Origin of the sequence: Chitinophaga agrisoli, from assembly GCF_008386695.1 — a bacterium.
Classification (GTDB): Bacteria; Bacteroidota; Bacteroidia; order Chitinophagales; family Chitinophagaceae; genus Chitinophaga; species Chitinophaga agrisoli.
This window is the reverse complement of record NZ_VUOC01000004.1, coordinates 2,634,453-2,651,194: the sequence shown is the minus strand read 5'-3', so window position 1 is coordinate 2,651,194 and position 16,742 is coordinate 2,634,453. Positions and strand designations below refer to the sequence as shown.

Below are 16,742 nucleotides of genomic sequence, written 5' to 3'. Positions count from 1 at the left end.
ATTGTTGTAGGATTACATTTATTAGAATATGTAAAGCATTTTTAGTTACAATGGGCCTCACCAAGCAGGACGCCATAGGCATTATCTGCTTTAGGATCATTTGAGGAACCATACTTTACAACCTTTATCCAGTTAACAGTCGAATTATGTTCCGCCAGTACCTGGCAGAGATACTGCGCGTAGCCGTCACGCCGGGTGCCGTCATCATCTACTGCAGCATAAAGGACATTAGCTTCAGTTATAACTGCATCTTTTATTTTAGGTTCCTTTTTTACTTCTGTTAACGCCTCTTGATTGTTTGGATTAGTGGCGGGGTTTTCTGCCGTACCGCAGGAGAAAATTACTAAAGCTGTAGTGGTGGCCAGGATGATGTTTTTCATGGATATATAACTTTTTACAATGTTAATTTAGCATTAGTGGATATTATTGTAAGTTACACAATCGTTCTATATATTTCTCGCAGAGTGGGGCTAATATTTTGTCTGCTGTTATGACCAATACCATTGAGAACTTCCACAGGCAGCTACGAGCTGTTACAAAACCAAAAGGCGTCTTCAATCAGAAGACGCCCCAGTGAAGTTCTTATTCCTAACACTATTTCAATACAGCTCCATTTATTTGGATATACCTCCGGGAATTAATCCAGGCGCAGGTTTACGTTCTGATTAAAGGACACCGGTATCCAGATGGAATAGCCTGCCACCTTTTGTGTAGTAGATTGCGAAACATATTCACCAAATTTGATGGCGCCGTTCTTATAAACGATATGCTCCCACACTACACCATGATCGCCCGTAGGCGCCGGATAATGATCAGTATATTTTAAAGAAGTTTTCTGGTTATTAAGCCATTCCCAGTTAAACTGAACGGTATAGCCGTCTGCGTTGTAATGGGTGCCGGTACCATCTGCACGGAAGGTTAGTGTCTGAATATCCAGGCTCTCCATATTACCGGATCCGCCTCTCAGATAATAGCCATAAATATTATTTCTTATCCACCTTGACTCCTGCGTTTTCCAGGCAGTAGAGGTAAGAATGGTGGTGGTCATTGCCGTGTCTTTAAGCTGCAGGGTATCAGTAATATGCACTGTGTCGCGGATAATAAGAGTATCGGTATTTTTCTTTGCTGCAGGATGAAACACTGACCTGCAAAGATGTCAACGCAATAATGGCTAATACGGGTAACGCCGATAAAATTTCATGGGTAAGGGATTTATTTGAGGGTCAAAAATAGGATATTTTACGTATTCAAATTAGTTTTTTTTGTATATGTAACTGTGTTCCTTCCCTATGAGGGGCGCTTCCAGTCTCTCACAAATACTCCTTTTGAATATTTGAGCATTGATGATGTCAATCCTTGGGCAATCTGTTCGGTTTGTAGAGTTTCCAGGTCTCTGAGCCCTTCGTTGTTCTTACTTCTTAATATTCCTAGAATTATCTCATTATCTGGCTCATAAAAGACAACATATGTATAGGATTCTGTATGCAGTGAGACAAGCCCCAGATCATTCGATTTAATTTCTTTCATACTATCAACTGTGCGCTCAAAGTCACTGATGAAATCTGCATCAGTGACTTTGTCCTTTGCAATTTTTAGTCTGGTCGAGTATAGTGAGAAGATATGATCATAAGGCATGATAAGGCCTGGAAAATACAAACAGTCTTCAGATCTAATGCAGTGGATGCATTCGCTCACATACTTATTTCCTGTATTCCGTTCACATAGCCTGTTAAACAATGGAAAAGAAAGTCGTCTTTGTTCTTTCATAAGCAAAGTAGTGGGATAGGTTTGTTAAATATATATTATAAGTTTATTCTCCCAGAATAGAGAATGTTCGCCGATCTACTTGATAAAAGAAGGGATAAACAGGTTTTTGTCGTCACTTTATTTTTATGTAGATAGCTTACCCCTGATAGAACTATGTCTACCAGAAAAGCCTGCACAGCGTAAATCATAGCATAAAAATAAAATCCGCATATCGCGTGGAGGGGCCAACTTCAGTGATCCAGCTGGGTTCAAAAGGAACCCGGCCAAATGCCCGACTAAAAAGTCCTAAAAAAGTAAAACCCGCGCTCAGCGCAGGTTTCTACTTTGTATCAGTCTTACTATGCGGACCGGACGGGACTGCAATAAGGCCTTATAAATCGTGAGCTTGAGGAGGTTTTAAGATTAGTGTAACCTTTTTTGTTACCTCTCGGAATAGCTTATTTTGACAGAGCTTGAAGGACTCTTTATTTTCGATAAATATATCGAATATATAGACCGAACCAATGCAAATTATATCGAATTTTATTAAGAGAAAGTTTGACGAATAACAAGCTGTGCGTTTTTACGTGAAATGACAATCAACGGAGGCGATATTAACATGTTTAATGTCTTTGTAAAGTTTATGCAACTGTTTTTTAATGCATCAGATCCTAACATTCAGATTGTTATTCTAAAGAATACTAACGTTAAAATTTGGTATAAATCGACATTTTACGTATGTTTAATTAATTTAATTTTTTAATCAATAAAAGCTGTTATGAGCGAAATAGTAGATAGATTTCAGGAAGCGCAGAGAAGTCTTGTCTTGCAATCTTCCGACCTTTCACTAGGTTCAATAGCAGAAATGGTAGATTCCGGCGCTATAGACTTGTCACCAGGATACCAGCGCAGGGAAAGATGGACGCCAGCAAAAGAGTCAGCATTGATTGAATCCTTTTTATTAAATATTCCTGTCCCTCCTATTTACCTAGCAGAAGATACATACGGAAAGTACAGTGTGATTGATGGTAAACAACGTGTGACGGCGATTCACAAGTTCATTAGGTTGGGGACAGTGTTGCAAAGCTTGGAGAAATTCCAGGAGCTTGAAGGATTATCCTATACAGATCTGCCGCAAACGTTATCAAATGCACTTACTATTAGGCCATATTTACGTGTTGTTACCTTGTTGAATCAGTCGGATCCTGAATTGAAATACCAGGTATTTACACGACTAAACACTGGAGGGGATAAATTACTTCCGCAGGAAATCAGAAATGTCGCGTTTATGGGGCCGCTAAACGACTTGATCCTTGAGCTGGCTCGACATCCATTTCTGCGTAGGCAATTGAAGATCATAACGGAAAATGAAAAAGCATACAAAGAAATGACAGATGCCGAATATGTATTGCGGTTTTTTACGATTAGGGAGTACTGGGAAAATTTTCAAGGCAATATCAATGTCGCTATGAATAGATTTATGCACACACATCGACATAGTAGTCCGGACCAAATCGCAACATTGCGGGCAATTTTTGAACGAACAATAGACTTGTGCGCAACGGTTTGGGAGGATAATGCTTTCCAGCGATCAGATGGTGAGGAGCATCGGCGTCAGATAATTCAAGGTTTCTTTGACGTCCAAATGGTACCACTTTCTATAATGCTAGAGCGAAATATTGATGTAACGCAAGACCAGATAATTCAGATAAGGCAGCAGTTTCTTGAACTATATAATACCGACGAGGTATTTCAAGACTCCATTCGTCAATTTACATCTAATCCAGTACGAGTACATTATAGGATTAATACAATGCTGCAATTGTTAAACCAAATCCTTTAAACCTCCTTATGGTATCTCTAGCCCGAAGGTTCTACCTTGATAGAATGGGTATCCTCCAGCATACTTTAACGGATCCAATTATCATAGATGGACCTGCTGCCAACGTTGTGCATAATGAACGAGCTAGGTTTTTGAGAAATGGTCTAGCGATCATCAGCTTCAATATCTTGGAAGATTTTTTCAAACAAAGGATTGGCGAAGTTCTTCAACATGTTGCTACCTCGCCCGTTCAATTCCAAAGGCTGCCAGTAAAGATCCAGGAAGCGACGCTTCTTTCTTCCTTGGCAGGTATACAAAAGATTGCCGACCGCATGCGCAAAAACGGCGAGGACTGGCGGACGTTTATCCAAACAGAAGCAAATAAGTTGTCAAGCTCCGCTGCAATGCCGTATTTATTGTCAAGTTATGGGATGGGATATAAAAACTCGAATTTAAGCGAAGAGGAAATTGCTAGTTTTTTGGGCGCATTTCAGGTGGAGGGGGCTTGGCAAGGTATTGAACAAGTAACTAATTTAATTGGTTGTTCAGTGATTTCGGCAAAAACACAGTTCGTTAATGCTGCAAATCGGCGGCATGCCGCTGCGCATGATCCAAACGTTCAGACTCCGCTTACAGATATAAAAGACTTCGCAAATTGTGTAAAGTCAATTGCTTTAGGTTTTGATTTCCTTATTTCGCAGGCAGCACATTACCTAAAGAATAATCACTTACCGTATATAAATGCTACAGCCAAGATAAGGCCAACAGACCTACACATACGATTTATTCGGAAAATCAGAAGCACTTCCTATCAAGAAATGGACAAAAATAATCGAAGTGTAATCAAAATACATACAGATGAAGCAACGGCTGTCGCATCACTGAGAAGTCGTCGGAATTATACCAAGGATATGATTGTTGTTGTTGATTATCCGTCGTATGTAGAAAGTTGGTATACTTCCTTGTAAGGTTGCCTTGGCTTACCTAAAGCAGTTGCAGATAGGATGTGGGCAAATCTATTGTAATGCTAAAAAGAATATGAAACCATGAGGCTGATGTAGAGTGAGTTTCATATTTCCAAACAAAAAGCCGAGTCATTATTTGGCTTTTTAGCGTCATCCCGTTAGGACTACGCTAGGTATCTCCGATGCCGCACGTATAGCTGGCTTTCAGGAACTTCAAAGAATAGATAACCTTTTTCGCCACCTTTCTGAATAGCCAATTTTGACCATGTTTGTAAGAACCATAGCTAGTACAGATATATTGAATGCCAATGGAAAATGACATAAATGAAACTAAATCGTGTGCGCTTTTTGGGGGTGACAACTTCGTGTTACTACAACCTGTGGCCATTTTATGTATTTTCGAAGTTAAAATTAGTGTCCAGGCTATCTTTATATCTGATCTCTATTCTTTGAATTTGTCAATCGAGTTAGGGAGTCAAGCTCAAGGTGTCTTCTCCCAAAATCATAGCTTGTGGTCAGACTTTCATCAACGAAAGCCATTCCAATTTGCTTCAAAATTTCTTTTGCTGATTCAAATAATCCATTAACTAACAATAGATTATCAAAGTTTAAGTTTATAGACTCCGTTTGTTCAAAGTCATAGTGTGCAATTTGTTTATGTCGCAAGTTTTTGATAGTTGAAATTTGCCGTGAAAGGTTTGATAAATTTAATCTTAAATTATTTCTACTTTCAGACGCTATTAAATATTCGTATTCAGGCTCTAATATTCTAAAAAAACTATATTTATTATTCCGTCCAAAAGGGCCGTATAGTGCATACAAGTCCACTATAACGCTCCTGTAGTTGATATGTGCGGTAAAATGTAGGAATCTATTATTTATTAGAATTGGCAGATCTTTGTCATACCCGTCTTTAATATAATTAACTAATTGTATTTTTTTCTCGACGTAGGCTGCAATAAGATACTGTTTGCCCAATAATTCTGCTAGTTCAAGTGTCATATAAAAATTTACTGTAAAAGTCTGTATTATGTGCGCAATCGAGCTGCGCAGATAAAAGATTTTTCATATAGTCAATAAGTTATTGATGGAATGAAGTGGACGGCTTTCCGGCTTGTCGCAGGAGGTACAATGGCGGCAACTGCGTCAGCGCCCTCAAACGCGCTTTAAACCCGGCGTTGACCTGGTGTATCAATGTACCAGGAACCTAGTTATTTCTTCTTCTTTTAACCCGGCGAACTGACAAAATTCTGTAATGGTTACAAGCTGTCCTGGCTTTTTTCCATAAGTTTTACGAATACGTTGCAAGAGCAGACGAGCAGTTCGTCCCTTCCTGCCTGTGATATTTTCTATGTCACGGGCGTAAATCACTATGCGGTTTGGGATCAATTTATTCATTATTGGCATAAACGGCATGCAAATTTTTCTCGTTAAAAATGCCGGCGTAGCTTGATGTGGTAATTGCAAATTTACAACATCCTGCGCAGATGTAAGCCTAATGGGCATGGCTACGTGAACTGCCCTATTGTAATCTAAATTGTATTAAGATGGCAAAACAAACAGGGATTTTACCCTTAGAAGGTACCATTGGCAATGTGACCTTCTATAAAACCAAAGCGGGGTACCTGGCGAGACAGAAAGGTGGCGTGGATGGTCGCCGTATTGCAACGGATGCGGCCTTCCAGCGCACCCGTGAAAACGGTAGTGAGTTTGGCCGGGCAGGAAAGGCCAGTAAGCTGTTACGGACTGCATTCCGGGCATTGCTGTTGACGGCAAGCGACAGTTATGTAGCAAGTCGGCTGACGGCTGCAATGGTGAAGGTGATCCGTGCGGATGCGACCAATAGCCGTGGACAGCGAAATGTGATAGATGGAGAGGCGGAGCTTCTAAGCGGGTTTGAATTTAACCCCACGGGCCGCCTGGGTGGTACTCTATATGCTCCTTTTACATCAGCGATTGACCGCGCGACGGGCGCGCTGACGGTGGCTATACCTCCGTTTATACCCATTAATATGCTGGCGACGCCTGCCGGCGCTACCAATTTCCGGATTGTAATGGCGGGCGCAGAAGTGGGCTTTGAGGCAGAGGAGTTTGTAAATGGCACCGCTGCCAGTGAACAGCTGGAAATCAATGCTACTTCAACGGCTGAACTTAGTTTGGCGGTTAATGTAACTGCAAATAGCACTAGCCCGCTGTTTGTGGTAGTGGGCATTGAGTTCTTCCAGGTGGTGAACGGTGAGCTGTATAGCCTGAAAAATGGCGCTTACAATGCGCTGGCTATAGTGAAGGTGTCAGGTACCGCTGCTGTTGCAGAAGGAACGCCTCCGGCTTAAGAACCTGGTGGTTGATGTGGGTTAAGCTACTAACGTAAGAGTGGTATTGTTTAACATTTAAAAAAGGTGTGTATGAAATTAACAGACCGGTTACTGGCCCCAACTCCACCTTTCTTTGCGAAGGTGCGGAACATTGGGCTGATCCTGACCGCGGTTAGCTCCGCTGTCTTAGGATTACCTGTTTTGGCGGCGCTGCCTGCTATCATCGGGAAAGTAGCTGCTTACCTGGCTGTTGCGGGCACGGTGATGAGTGGTATAAGCCAGACAGCAGTTGATACCGACGCTGATTAGCGTTTATGACAATAGCTTCCGGCGAGGTGTGGTTACCTTCGGATGTTTGGTGTTAGGGCCTCCGCGTATGCGGGGGCCTTCTTATTTTAACCCAGTAATGATTGTAATTTGGCTTTTGTAAGAAATGCATCCATCACAGCGAGTAAATGAGCCTGGTCTTCGGGCTGCAGCTGATTAAATTGCTGCAGCTGGGCAGGGAGCTCACCGGTTAGCTCATTACCAGGGCTTGTAATGCCGTTTACCAGGTAGTCCAGTGACGTGTTTAACGCCTTGGCAAATTTCGCAGCTATATCAATGGAGGGCGTGGGTACTCCTCTTTCGTATTTGCTAACTATATCGCCAGTATATCCTACAAGAGTGCCTAACTCGGCCTGAGTCATCTTTTTCAGCTTACGGACAATAGCAACACGTTCACCGAAGGTCATAACAGGATATTGGGTTATCAGGTTAATTAAAGTAAAATTTCAATTGCTAATCTACCAACAATTTATTGAATTACAGACGCATTAGCATATTGATCAATATTATTTAGCAATATCATACTATATAATTGACTTATATATGGTATAAATATGCTTAAAAAAGTGTTTTTATACTTTGTCTTTACTGGTATAATCGCTATATTTACAGCATAATCATACTATTTATGAAAACCAATTTCAATTCCCGTGAGTTGACTGTTTCCGCTATGCCCGGTAGCTCAAATGACTCACCGTTTATACGATTATCCGGCCAATGGCTGCAGAAGGCAGGCTTTAATATTGGTGATAAGGTAACCGTAGATGTGGGGCATGAATATATAATGATAAGGCGGTTAAAGCCCCCAGCACCGGCGCAGCCTATTGACTTTAAGAAAAAGAAACGTGGTAGACGGGTTTTGCAGGATATCCAACAGAATTGCCCGGTATTAGGGCTTTGTTAACCCTTTATTTTGTTAACCCACGGCGGCCGGAGTTACAGGCTGGCCGTCCGTGGTTAACGATTGTCATGTTTCCCCAGCTTCATTTTTTAACCCCCTTTCCTTTTTGTAATTTTATGGTAGTATATACAGATACGTCTGTTATAGGCGGCTGCTTTGATCCTGAGTTTATGGAGCATAGCCAGGCGCTTTTCAGAGAGTTTAAGACCGGGCAGAAAAAGCTGCAGCTTTCCGACCTGGTACTATTGGAGCTCCAGGAGGCAGGCAAAGAAGTGATGACGAAATTAGCAGATGTGCCTAAACGGTACAAAATAGAGGTTAAAAGCACCGTGAAGGCAATAAGATTGGCTAAAACGTATATCTCTGAAGGCGCCTTGAGTAATCGCAGCTATAATGATGCCTTGCACATTGCCCTGGCGACGTTGCACAATGCAGATGTACTGGCATCCTGGAACTTTAAACATATTGTTAATCTTGACAGGATTAAATTGTATAATGCCATTAATGCCCGGATGGGTTACCGGATCATTGAGATCAGGACGCCCCGGGAGATCTTAAAACCCGTTGATGATGAAAAAAGCTAAAAAGTATGATGCGGTTGCCGAAGTGCGGAAGGTACGCGAGAAATTGAGCGTTAAGTACTGGGAAAACCCGGATTTGCTGTTGCGGGATCTGAAAGCCGCCAGACAAAGATATCATAGCGAGATGCAGGCCAGATAGTTCTCGACGCTTTATCCTGGGCAACCAGGAGGTTCCAGGGCGTTATGCCCCGGACCTCTTATCCACAATGTATTAGCCTTCTCATATTTTCCCTTAGTTCCTCGCGCTGGCTTTCATCTTTTGTTACTGCAAAGTCCAGCTGCAGCGTGCCGAATGCACATTTGTTACAGTGGCAATCAAGCCGCGGTGAGTAGTTGAACCCTATGCCGCAGATAATGCAAATGAACTCCCCATAATAAACGTTGATTGAGGGCCTGTGATACCAGAATAACTCCATAGTAAAATATTTTATTGGTAAAAAATACTAAGCAGCAAAAAACAGCTTAGCGACTAGCCATTAGCGGCGTATGCCCAAGCCAAAAGGAACGCGGAATAAATGCGTGGATTGATGTGGTTGATGGCTTGATGCGGTTGGTGCAGGATGTGCAGTTGAGGGTTAGTACTGAAGCTTTATGCCGAACCTTTTGGCGGCTTTGTGCGCGAGCACGCCGCAATAAATTTGCGAGGCTGTTTTTTTGCGGATAAGGCCGGAGTACTGGTTCTAACAGGGTATCGGGAAAGTATACGTCGGTTCGTAGTCAATGTTGAGCTATCGGTCGAGTTGATGATCAGGGGATGATGCTGGGTGGCTATAATCTGTCGCTTAATAGGATTCCCGCCGCCCCCCGCCAACGCTGCCCCGGCCACAGGGCCAAGAGCGTGAGCGAAGCGTAGGCTTAGAGCGTGGGCGGCGAGCGCGGGGCCCTGTTGGCCGCGGCTTCGGCCTTAGTGTAGCCGGGAGCGGAGCGGACGGCAAATCAAAAAGAGAAAGGCCGGGGCAGCAAGGCGGGTGGCGGACGAATATGGGCAGCGGTCGGATGGCAAAAGGGCCGATAAAATTAGAGGACCTCCTTTACACGCACACAGGCCCTTTTGCCAGACGCCGGTAGCTGCCCGAACGGAGGGAGCGGCAGCAGCAAGCCGCGTGACAAGTGGCGCCGACGAAGGAGGCGCAGGCGTAGCGACGTGGAGCGATGTGGAGCGAAGCGAAACAGCGCGGAACGCCGCTTAAGCCGGCACTTGGCGCGTCGGCTTGCCTGCCGTGACCGTAGTGAGACCGCTTTTCCCGGTTAGTTGAGGAGGGGTGTCAGAAACCGGAGGAGGGGCTGCTCAATAGTAGCAATGCGGATGAACGGAGTGCGACGCAACGATGCTTAATAGTAATGCAAATGTTGGTTCCCAAATCTGTTTTCACTATGCAGTGCAAATTCGATTCCTTTCCTAGCCACAAAGTAGAGGACCATTTTAATAGCATGTCGCTCCTCACAGTCTACTTCTTTAGACCATTGACAGTCTAACCTCACAATATAGTACCTTCCTCACAATATCACGTAACAAAGAAGGGCCTCTTTCCTTTGACACCTTCTTATTATCTGGGGCAGTTTTAATTTTCACACAACTCTTTCTTATTCGATATAAAACAGGTTCGATTATTGACATCTATCCTTAGTTTTTTAAAGAATCTAGCTATATAAAAAACTTTTCCCATTGTTGTTTTCAATTAGGATTTGATAAGTGTCAATTTCAGGATTAGCTAAATTTATAGCATACTCAATACCAAATATTGCTATGATAAAAAATAATTCATTAGCATCTGAATAATGAAAAGTATATTCATGCAGTATCTCATATGCATCATCATTTTCCGAATTGAACAGAGAGCCTGGTGGATACAATATTCTTTGGCTGTAACACCAAAATTTAATCTTTGTTGGTCCGTAGCGCACGTAGCTTCTTAAAGGTTCCAGTTCGGCTTTATTAATTATTTCTGCTACCCAACCACCAACGTGGAGTGTTTTTTGAATTAATGCTTCTATAGCTATTTTCCCTAGCAAGCGTGATAATGGTATGTTTTTAGAGACCGGTTCAATATGATTCGGAATATACAGTGTATTAACTTTTCCTTTCGCAATTAGGTCTGCAATCTTCGGATTTGAGATGTCAATAAGAATACCTGAAGCTTCCCTATAAACGTCGACTTTACCTCCTTCGGGATGAATTGTAAGACCTGTTGAAGGTATGGTTTTTCTTTTTTTTGACAACACGTTCTGAGTGGACCTAATAAATCTAAAATATTCTTGGCTTAATAATTCATTCTCAATCTTAATAGCGAAATATGAATTACATTGATCACAAACTATTCCTTTAGGTAATATGTGGTCTTTATTGCCAAGGCTTTCAGGTATAATATGCTCTACACTAGTTGAGTTGTCAGAATTTCTCTTGCAAAAAATACATTGCATATTTCAGGTAATTTTAAATAAAAAGTTCGGTGTCGAAGTAGTTAGCAATCGAACTGTGGTCTAAGTACGGGTTCTTGGTTTTACTGTTCTTATTTCGGCTATCTCATCAGCAGGGAGGATAATAGTAGTGTAGAAAAATATTATTTTCTCTCTTTTTCTTGGATACTATATATCTCATACGCAGCGTCCTCGAATTTAGAATAATAGGCTGCTTTATCCTTCAATTTTGTTACGCCCAGTGTTTTTAATATACAAATTCCCAAAAGGGTCTGCGCAGTAAAATAATCCTTATAGAAAGATAATCCTTGGTTTAACTCTTTAGTCATACCATGTGATAGATTATTACGAAAGGAAGCGGCTGTTTGGGGAAAGTTGGCCAAAGAGATATTGGCGAATAGTTTGTCCAAGTCTGATTCCAATTCATTTACAATTGTTAAAAGTTTTTCTTCCAATTTTGGATACTTTGTAAACTTAAAGGTATTATTGAGCCACTGTTTAAGTGGCGAAGGAGGTATTTGGTCTAGTATAGCTTTCTTCTTTTCATCAAATTTCTTCCGATCCTCAGCTGTTAGAATAATTTCAAATCGTTCTCTATAATAATCTTCCAATCCTTGTATAAGATTCAAAAACCGATTATTGAACATCACGTTACTTAATTTAGCATCTGATCCCTGAAACCAGTTATTGGAATCCAGATAATATTCATAAATATTATAAAATCTCTCATTTTTAAACCATTTTATAATAACCTCATTTATCTCTTGTCTAGAAGAAGTCCATCCACTCAACAACATGTTTTTCGCAGTTAAGAGGGTACGATCGATTTTTTTCTTTCTTCTTAACGTATAATTACGGACATAGATACTTTGAGCTATTAAGTTACCACTAGACGCCGTTACAATGCTAGCATCTAATTCAACGTATTGCACATCTATGTCAACGTAAATGATTGTAGAGTTGAGAGGCCTTCCTAGACAAAAAAGATAATAGCTTTAAAAATGTAATTCCGTCTCTTAGAAGCCTTTCAAAACCAACATTCCTGTCATACTGAAAACGGGCATACTTTTCGTAAGTTACCTTATAACTAACATTCATCTGCTCAATATGCTTCATGACTTTGTCCCATAGAATCAAGGTGAGTTCTTCATTGACTTTTATTTCATCATTGGTTAAGGCATCTTGAATAATATGGTTTCCGTTAATAAACAGTCCCTGCTTTCCCTCAAGTTTATTAAGAGAATTTTCTCCGTCATACCATGCTGAGAGGTGAGGGAAAATAAACGTTCCTGACCGAACAGGTATACTATCTTCCTTAAAATGAACACCTAAAAAAACATACTCAACTTGGTAGGTTATCAGATAAAGGCTCCTACCTAATTTAGAGTATCCGGCTAATTGGCAATTATACAGAGTAATTTTGTTACTGCTACTTCCAAGGATAATCTGGTGTAAATGCTTAGGATGAAATTTTCCACTGTCCACTTTTCCGCCTTCAATAAACTCTGCCCCAATTATTTCCAACTTTATATCCTTAGCCTCATCATCAATAGTTAATTGTCCATCATGTTTACTGCCGCCCAGTAAAAACCATTCGCCGTTATATTCACCTTTCATAAGTAGAATTGATTAATTGAATATCCGCTAGTAATTCGTCTGTTATATAAAAATATTCTTGTTTGCGAATATAAGCAGATAGTTTTCAACGAAGTGATTGCCTTATCAAGCCAAAGCACAGAAAATTGTAATTAGCTAACAATCGCTAGCTAGAATTCGTTCTTGCTGTGGACCCTTTTATACAAATGGATGCTATTCATGCTGTCTTAGGACATCTAATCCACGATGGCGTAATTGGAGCAAGGAGATAATAGGCAAAGGGATTTCCTTTTCTTTCAGTAACGCTAACGGGATTGCTTCAGCCGTAATGATCACAGAAACAATCTTATAATTACCAGTGATCTTCAGGTGATCTGCGAGCTGTTGGTAGTTGTTTTGCAACCATTGGTGACGAGCAATATGCCTATCGATCCGCGACTCTGCGGTTCGGCCTTCCTTGCCAAGATACTCATCCATTTCCTGCTTCATCTCGTGGATATTGCGAGCGCCATAGATAGCCTTACACTCCAAAGGGTAAATGATCTTTTGGTCGTGATCAACAACCAGTAGATCGATATCGCCATAGTCTTTATCCGCTTCCAGGTGGCCGCCGGGTTTGATCTTTACTTCGTACGAGATCACCTCAAATGTAGTATTGCCTAAGAACCAGTCACGAACTGCGATGCGAAAATCTTTGCCACGCTGGGTATTGACCTTGCCCATGAAAGTTTTCATGAGGTTACTTTTACCATCGAGCTTACCGACAGACATCAGCTTTAAAAGGTTATCCGTGGCATCGAGCAGGTGGCGGAGGCCGAAGTAATAAATGCTATCTTTCTCAGCATCCAGACGGACTAGAGGACGGCGTAGATAGGAAAGCGGGCGGTTGTATCCCCAGGGAAATACTTCTTTGTTGAGATAGCCCGTAGGTGGTTTGCCCAATCCCGGCCTTTGTCGTAAGCTGAGTAGATCCAACGCGGCAATTACTTCTTCTGCCTTGATTTCCGGTGCTCTTTCTGCGATATGAGAAAGAAGATCCTTTTCCGGGAGCGCCAAGAAAGCCGCACCATCGGAAAAGCCGATATCTACCATAGTACCAATTACAGTGCTGAAGGCGTTTAGTGATAATCCGTATTCTGCTATAAAAGCGTCGTCCACCTCTTTGTTCTCTGCTGTATAAATACCCTTTTTGCCCCGCTCGTACAGATACATTTTCTCAAATTTGCTTTGTATTTTAAACAGCTCGGCCTCTACCTTTATTGTTCTGTATTGATGAATAAATTCTTTATCAAACGTTTTGTCCATACCTAACCGGCCTGAAGGCAATAAGCCCATCTGCGGGTCCGCGAAACCTTTGTGAATGGTATCAGATACCATCCCCCATGTGATGGACTGGTCCACCATGGCCAACAGCCGGTCTATATCATCGAAATTAGGCTTTTTGTTGCCGGTAGGCGGTACAGCTGCTACAAACTCGATGAGTACCCGATATGACAAGGCTGTGGGCACCAGGAGCTGTTCTTGGTCACTCAACTTTGCCTTCTCATTTTCAAAGGTCGAAAAGCAGGCGATCCTTGCAGGCAAGTAAAAGTCACGCGACTCCCTGTGCTGTATCGCGCGTTCATAATGTGCGATCAAGTAAGGAACCAATTCATGCGCATTATATTGAGCGATCTCCTTAGCGGTCTGCCTCAGTAGCGAATCAACCACTTTAGCCAATAATGCAGTCTTTTCTTCTCTGGTCTCAATGTTTTTAGGAACCACAGTACCCGCTGGTAGCCATCCTACTATACGATCTAAGACCCATGCGATATCATAATCCTGCAGATAACGCATGGATGGCAACCCACGCGGATCTGTTTTCGGATGCTGGGTAACATCCCTAAGTAGCAGCATTTTAGCATGTGCAGGCTGCAAATATTGGTCTGCCAGTTCACTTATGACCTCTTCAGATGGAATGACATCCTGATTTCCCGTCACCGGCAGTTGACGTAGGCCATTCAATACGGCTCTGATCAACGATTTATCGGCCGAGTTATCACTTCGTTGGATTAAGGTGAAGATACCGGCAGGAACAATTATTTGTATGCCCCTCATAGTCACTGCAACCTTGATCTCCCGCTCGGACAAGTCAGGCTCCTTATCCAGCCTACATAAGTCAGCTACCTTAGGATCAACCTGCACGTCGATTTCAATAGTTGGCAACTGGATAGCTCCGATCCAACTGCGTAAGACATCTTTCATTTTATAGAGCCAGAACAGCACGGCCTCGCAAACATCATGTGCCCAGGTATGGCCGGTGGCACGTTCCTTTTGGTTATTGACAGCCCAAACAGGTACATCAAATATCTCTAGCACTATTCTATAAGTAGGAGAAATTTCGTGTTCGATATAAATAGGGTAATCCTGGCGAAAACGGCGAACAACTGCATAGCCTATTATATCTTTCTCCCATCTCGAAATGGAATGTTCATCCCGTTCCTTTTTACCTTGTTGCTGAAGGTCATTGGACGAGCCCACCGCGACCATCATCGTGCCGCCATTGTTCAGATCTTCATCCGTCGGCAAAATGCTACCCTCGTTTTCCAGGTAGATTGCAAAAGCATCCATTATCCCACCGGCTGAAAAAAGGAAGGTTTTTTCGTGTGCGTCCCCATAAGACCCCGCAAATTTCCAGAGCGTCAACCGTTCTGAATCCTGGTGATAGGCAATCGCTTCAAGCTCTGCTGACTTTAAATGAAGGCTCCTATCATTGCCAGTGGATTTCGGCATCGAAAAATACATCTCCTTATCTACCTCAGGTGTCACAAAGAGGGTTAGTAATTGGTACGGCTCGGTTGTATCAATTTTCTGTAATGCGTCCTTTACCTGTTGGCCACGTTGCGCCAGTGTATCAGAGAGGTCCGTCATTTCTTCTGGTTGACCAGTGCCCGCCTCCCCATTGATCACACAGACATAGGAAAATTTGTTCGTATCGAAGAAATACAGCCTTTCGACCACCAAACTAGTATCTTCTAGGGGCTGAATGGGTAGCTTTAACCGTTGATGGCTCATGTTGAACATAGCATAGTCCACCTGGCGGGCAAAATCTTCTGATAAAATACTTGACAAGTTCTCTTTTGCGCCCATGGTTTCGGCGCTTGTGAAGATAAATTTGACCAGCGCGGTTACAATAGTAGTTGGCGTTAAGCAGATTATGCCTGTACTCGTACGAACTAGCGGTTGTTCTACTAAAATAGGTTCTGGTCTGTCTTCAACAATCCTGGGGTCAGTGAAGTTCACGGTAAAGTGGTCGAGTACATTCGAAGAGATGCCCAGCTGCTGGCATTTAGCCGCCAGCTCTGTATCACTAATGCTTACAGCTTCTTTGTAAATATCAAGTACGTCCTTAGGTGGTGCCTGGAGGAAATAATCCTCGGTTTGCAGCGCCGATTGGTACCTTTGTAGCCCCGCGCGTTTAGCGATAGTATCCGAAATAAACAACATCAAATCTACAGCGGGGCAGACAGCCTTGATAAACGCTTGGGGCAATTTATTCCATCCACCCATTATGGCCCGCAATAGTGCATTGAGAAGTTCTGTATGTGCAGATCCGATGCCAGGTAGGACCGTATGGTTGCCTTGTAAAAAGCTCACATTTTCTGTAAACAGGGAAACAGGAGGGTCTTCGAGATACCGATCTTCCGTATAATTTTCTACAACATACTTCAGGCGCTCAAAGCTGATCGGAGCCCGCTGGTCATTTTCCCGGTGAGATCGCAGCGCATGTAGCGCCAATTGCTCCATCCGGATGTTTTTCCCATGGTTAGCCGCATTGAGTTGTAAGGCTCCAAGAGTGGCCAACAAATCCTGGGAATTGCCGTTTGAAAGCTTTGCTAACAATGGGTCATCTGAAAAAGCTTGTTGAGACTTGATTGGACGTTTTAGGTCAGCCTCATAGTGGCATCTTTTGTACTTTTTGCCGCTACCACAATGACAAGGTGCGTTCTTCGCTAAACTCATAAAAAACGTTTACGGATTAGGGATAACATTAGGGGCTGCACAATATGCAATTACCCATAGTGCTATGAA

General features: G+C 42.4%; 16 protein-coding genes. 7 read left to right on the top strand and 9 right to left on the bottom strand.

Translation table 11 applies throughout. From position 1 onward, the window contains the following. Nucleotides 1-41: 41 nt before the first annotated feature. From F0L74_RS29620 to F0L74_RS29610, 3 genes are all read right to left on the bottom strand, one after another. Nucleotides 42-380, bottom strand: a complete 339-nt coding sequence (locus F0L74_RS29620) for a hypothetical protein (protein WP_149841500.1) — start codon at nt 378-380, stop codon at nt 42-44. A 257-nt stretch (nt 381-637) separates the two neighbouring features. Next, entirely contained in the window at nt 638-1,048 is a 411-nt protein-coding gene (locus tag F0L74_RS29615) for a hypothetical protein (protein WP_149841499.1), read from the bottom strand. Nucleotides 1,049-1,287: 239 nt separating this feature from the next. Further along, entirely contained in the window at nt 1,288-1,767 is a 480-nt protein-coding gene (locus tag F0L74_RS29610) for a hypothetical protein (RefSeq protein WP_149841498.1), read from the bottom strand. 757 nt (nt 1,768-2,524) lie between these two features. Here F0L74_RS29610 and F0L74_RS29605 point away from each other — a divergent pair. Further along, the gene (locus F0L74_RS29605; protein ID WP_149841497.1) at nt 2,525-3,589 is read left to right on the top strand and encodes a DUF262 domain-containing protein; all 1,065 of its coding nucleotides are present in this window, start codon (nt 2,525-2,527) and stop codon (nt 3,587-3,589) included. A 44-nt stretch (nt 3,590-3,633) separates the two neighbouring features. Beyond that, nucleotides 3,634-4,536: a hypothetical protein gene (locus tag F0L74_RS29600; RefSeq protein ID WP_149841496.1), complete on the top strand. Its 903-nt coding sequence runs from the start codon at nt 3,634-3,636 to the stop codon at nt 4,534-4,536. Nucleotides 4,537-4,962: 426 nt separating this feature from the next. Here the strand turns inward: F0L74_RS29600 and F0L74_RS29595 are convergent, their stop codons facing one another. Next, nucleotides 4,963-5,535: a hypothetical protein gene (locus F0L74_RS29595; RefSeq protein ID WP_149841495.1), complete on the bottom strand. Its 573-nt coding sequence runs from the start codon at nt 5,533-5,535 to the stop codon at nt 4,963-4,965. A gap of 545 nt (nt 5,536-6,080) precedes the next feature. On the opposite strand from F0L74_RS29595, the gene F0L74_RS29585 reads away from it, so the two are divergent. Next, nucleotides 6,081-6,866 (top strand): hypothetical protein, encoded by a 786-nt coding sequence (locus tag F0L74_RS29585; protein ID WP_149841494.1) that lies wholly within the window; start codon nt 6,081-6,083, stop codon nt 6,864-6,866. Nucleotides 6,867-6,938: 72 nt separating this feature from the next. Continuing rightward, a complete protein-coding gene (locus F0L74_RS29580; RefSeq protein WP_149841493.1) occupies nt 6,939-7,157 on the top strand; it encodes a hypothetical protein in 219 nt (72 codons plus the stop codon). Nucleotides 7,158-7,243: 86 nt separating this feature from the next. Here F0L74_RS29580 and F0L74_RS29575 read toward each other — a convergent pair whose 3' ends face one another. Further along, nucleotides 7,244-7,582 (bottom strand): helix-turn-helix domain-containing protein, encoded by a 339-nt coding sequence (locus F0L74_RS29575; protein WP_149841492.1) that lies wholly within the window; start codon nt 7,580-7,582, stop codon nt 7,244-7,246. 221 nt (nt 7,583-7,803) lie between these two features. Here F0L74_RS29575 and F0L74_RS29570 point away from each other — a divergent pair, with 221 nt between their 5' ends. The 3 genes from F0L74_RS29570 to F0L74_RS33415 all read left to right on the top strand — a co-directional run bounded on the left by F0L74_RS29570 (nt 7,804) and on the right by F0L74_RS33415 (nt 8,796). Continuing rightward, nucleotides 7,804-8,079, top strand: a complete 276-nt coding sequence (locus F0L74_RS29570) for a SymE family type I addiction module toxin (protein ID WP_149841491.1) — start codon at nt 7,804-7,806, stop codon at nt 8,077-8,079. 113 nt (nt 8,080-8,192) lie between these two features. Then, complete coding sequence (locus F0L74_RS29565) at nt 8,193-8,660, top strand: PIN domain-containing protein (protein ID WP_149841490.1); 468 nt, start codon at nt 8,193-8,195, stop codon at nt 8,658-8,660. Further along, nucleotides 8,644-8,796, top strand: coding sequence for a hypothetical protein (locus F0L74_RS33415; RefSeq protein WP_188316222.1), 153 nt, complete (start codon nt 8,644-8,646; stop codon nt 8,794-8,796). Before F0L74_RS29565 ends, F0L74_RS33415 begins: the two co-directional genes overlap by 17 nt. A gap of 1,502 nt (nt 8,797-10,298) precedes the next feature. Here the strand turns inward: F0L74_RS33415 and F0L74_RS29560 are convergent. The 4 genes from F0L74_RS29560 to F0L74_RS29545 form a co-directional block, all read right to left on the bottom strand. Continuing rightward, a complete protein-coding gene (locus F0L74_RS29560; RefSeq protein ID WP_149841489.1) occupies nt 10,299-11,078 on the bottom strand; it encodes an HNH endonuclease in 780 nt (259 codons plus the stop codon). 140 nt (nt 11,079-11,218) lie between these two features. Further along, nucleotides 11,219-12,007: a HEPN domain-containing protein gene (locus F0L74_RS34040; protein WP_149841488.1), complete on the bottom strand. Its 789-nt coding sequence runs from the start codon at nt 12,005-12,007 to the stop codon at nt 11,219-11,221. Nucleotides 12,008-12,014: 7 nt separating this feature from the next. Beyond that, nucleotides 12,015-12,692 carry an ApeA N-terminal domain 1-containing protein gene (locus F0L74_RS34035; RefSeq protein ID WP_149841487.1) on the bottom strand — a complete coding sequence of 226 codons (678 nt, stop codon included), beginning with the start codon at nt 12,690-12,692 and terminating at the stop codon, nt 12,015-12,017. 192 nt (nt 12,693-12,884) lie between these two features. Next, nucleotides 12,885-16,673, bottom strand: a complete 3,789-nt coding sequence (locus tag F0L74_RS29545) for an SEC-C domain-containing protein (protein WP_149841486.1) — start codon at nt 16,671-16,673, stop codon at nt 12,885-12,887. Nucleotides 16,674-16,742: the final 69 nt, after the last annotated feature.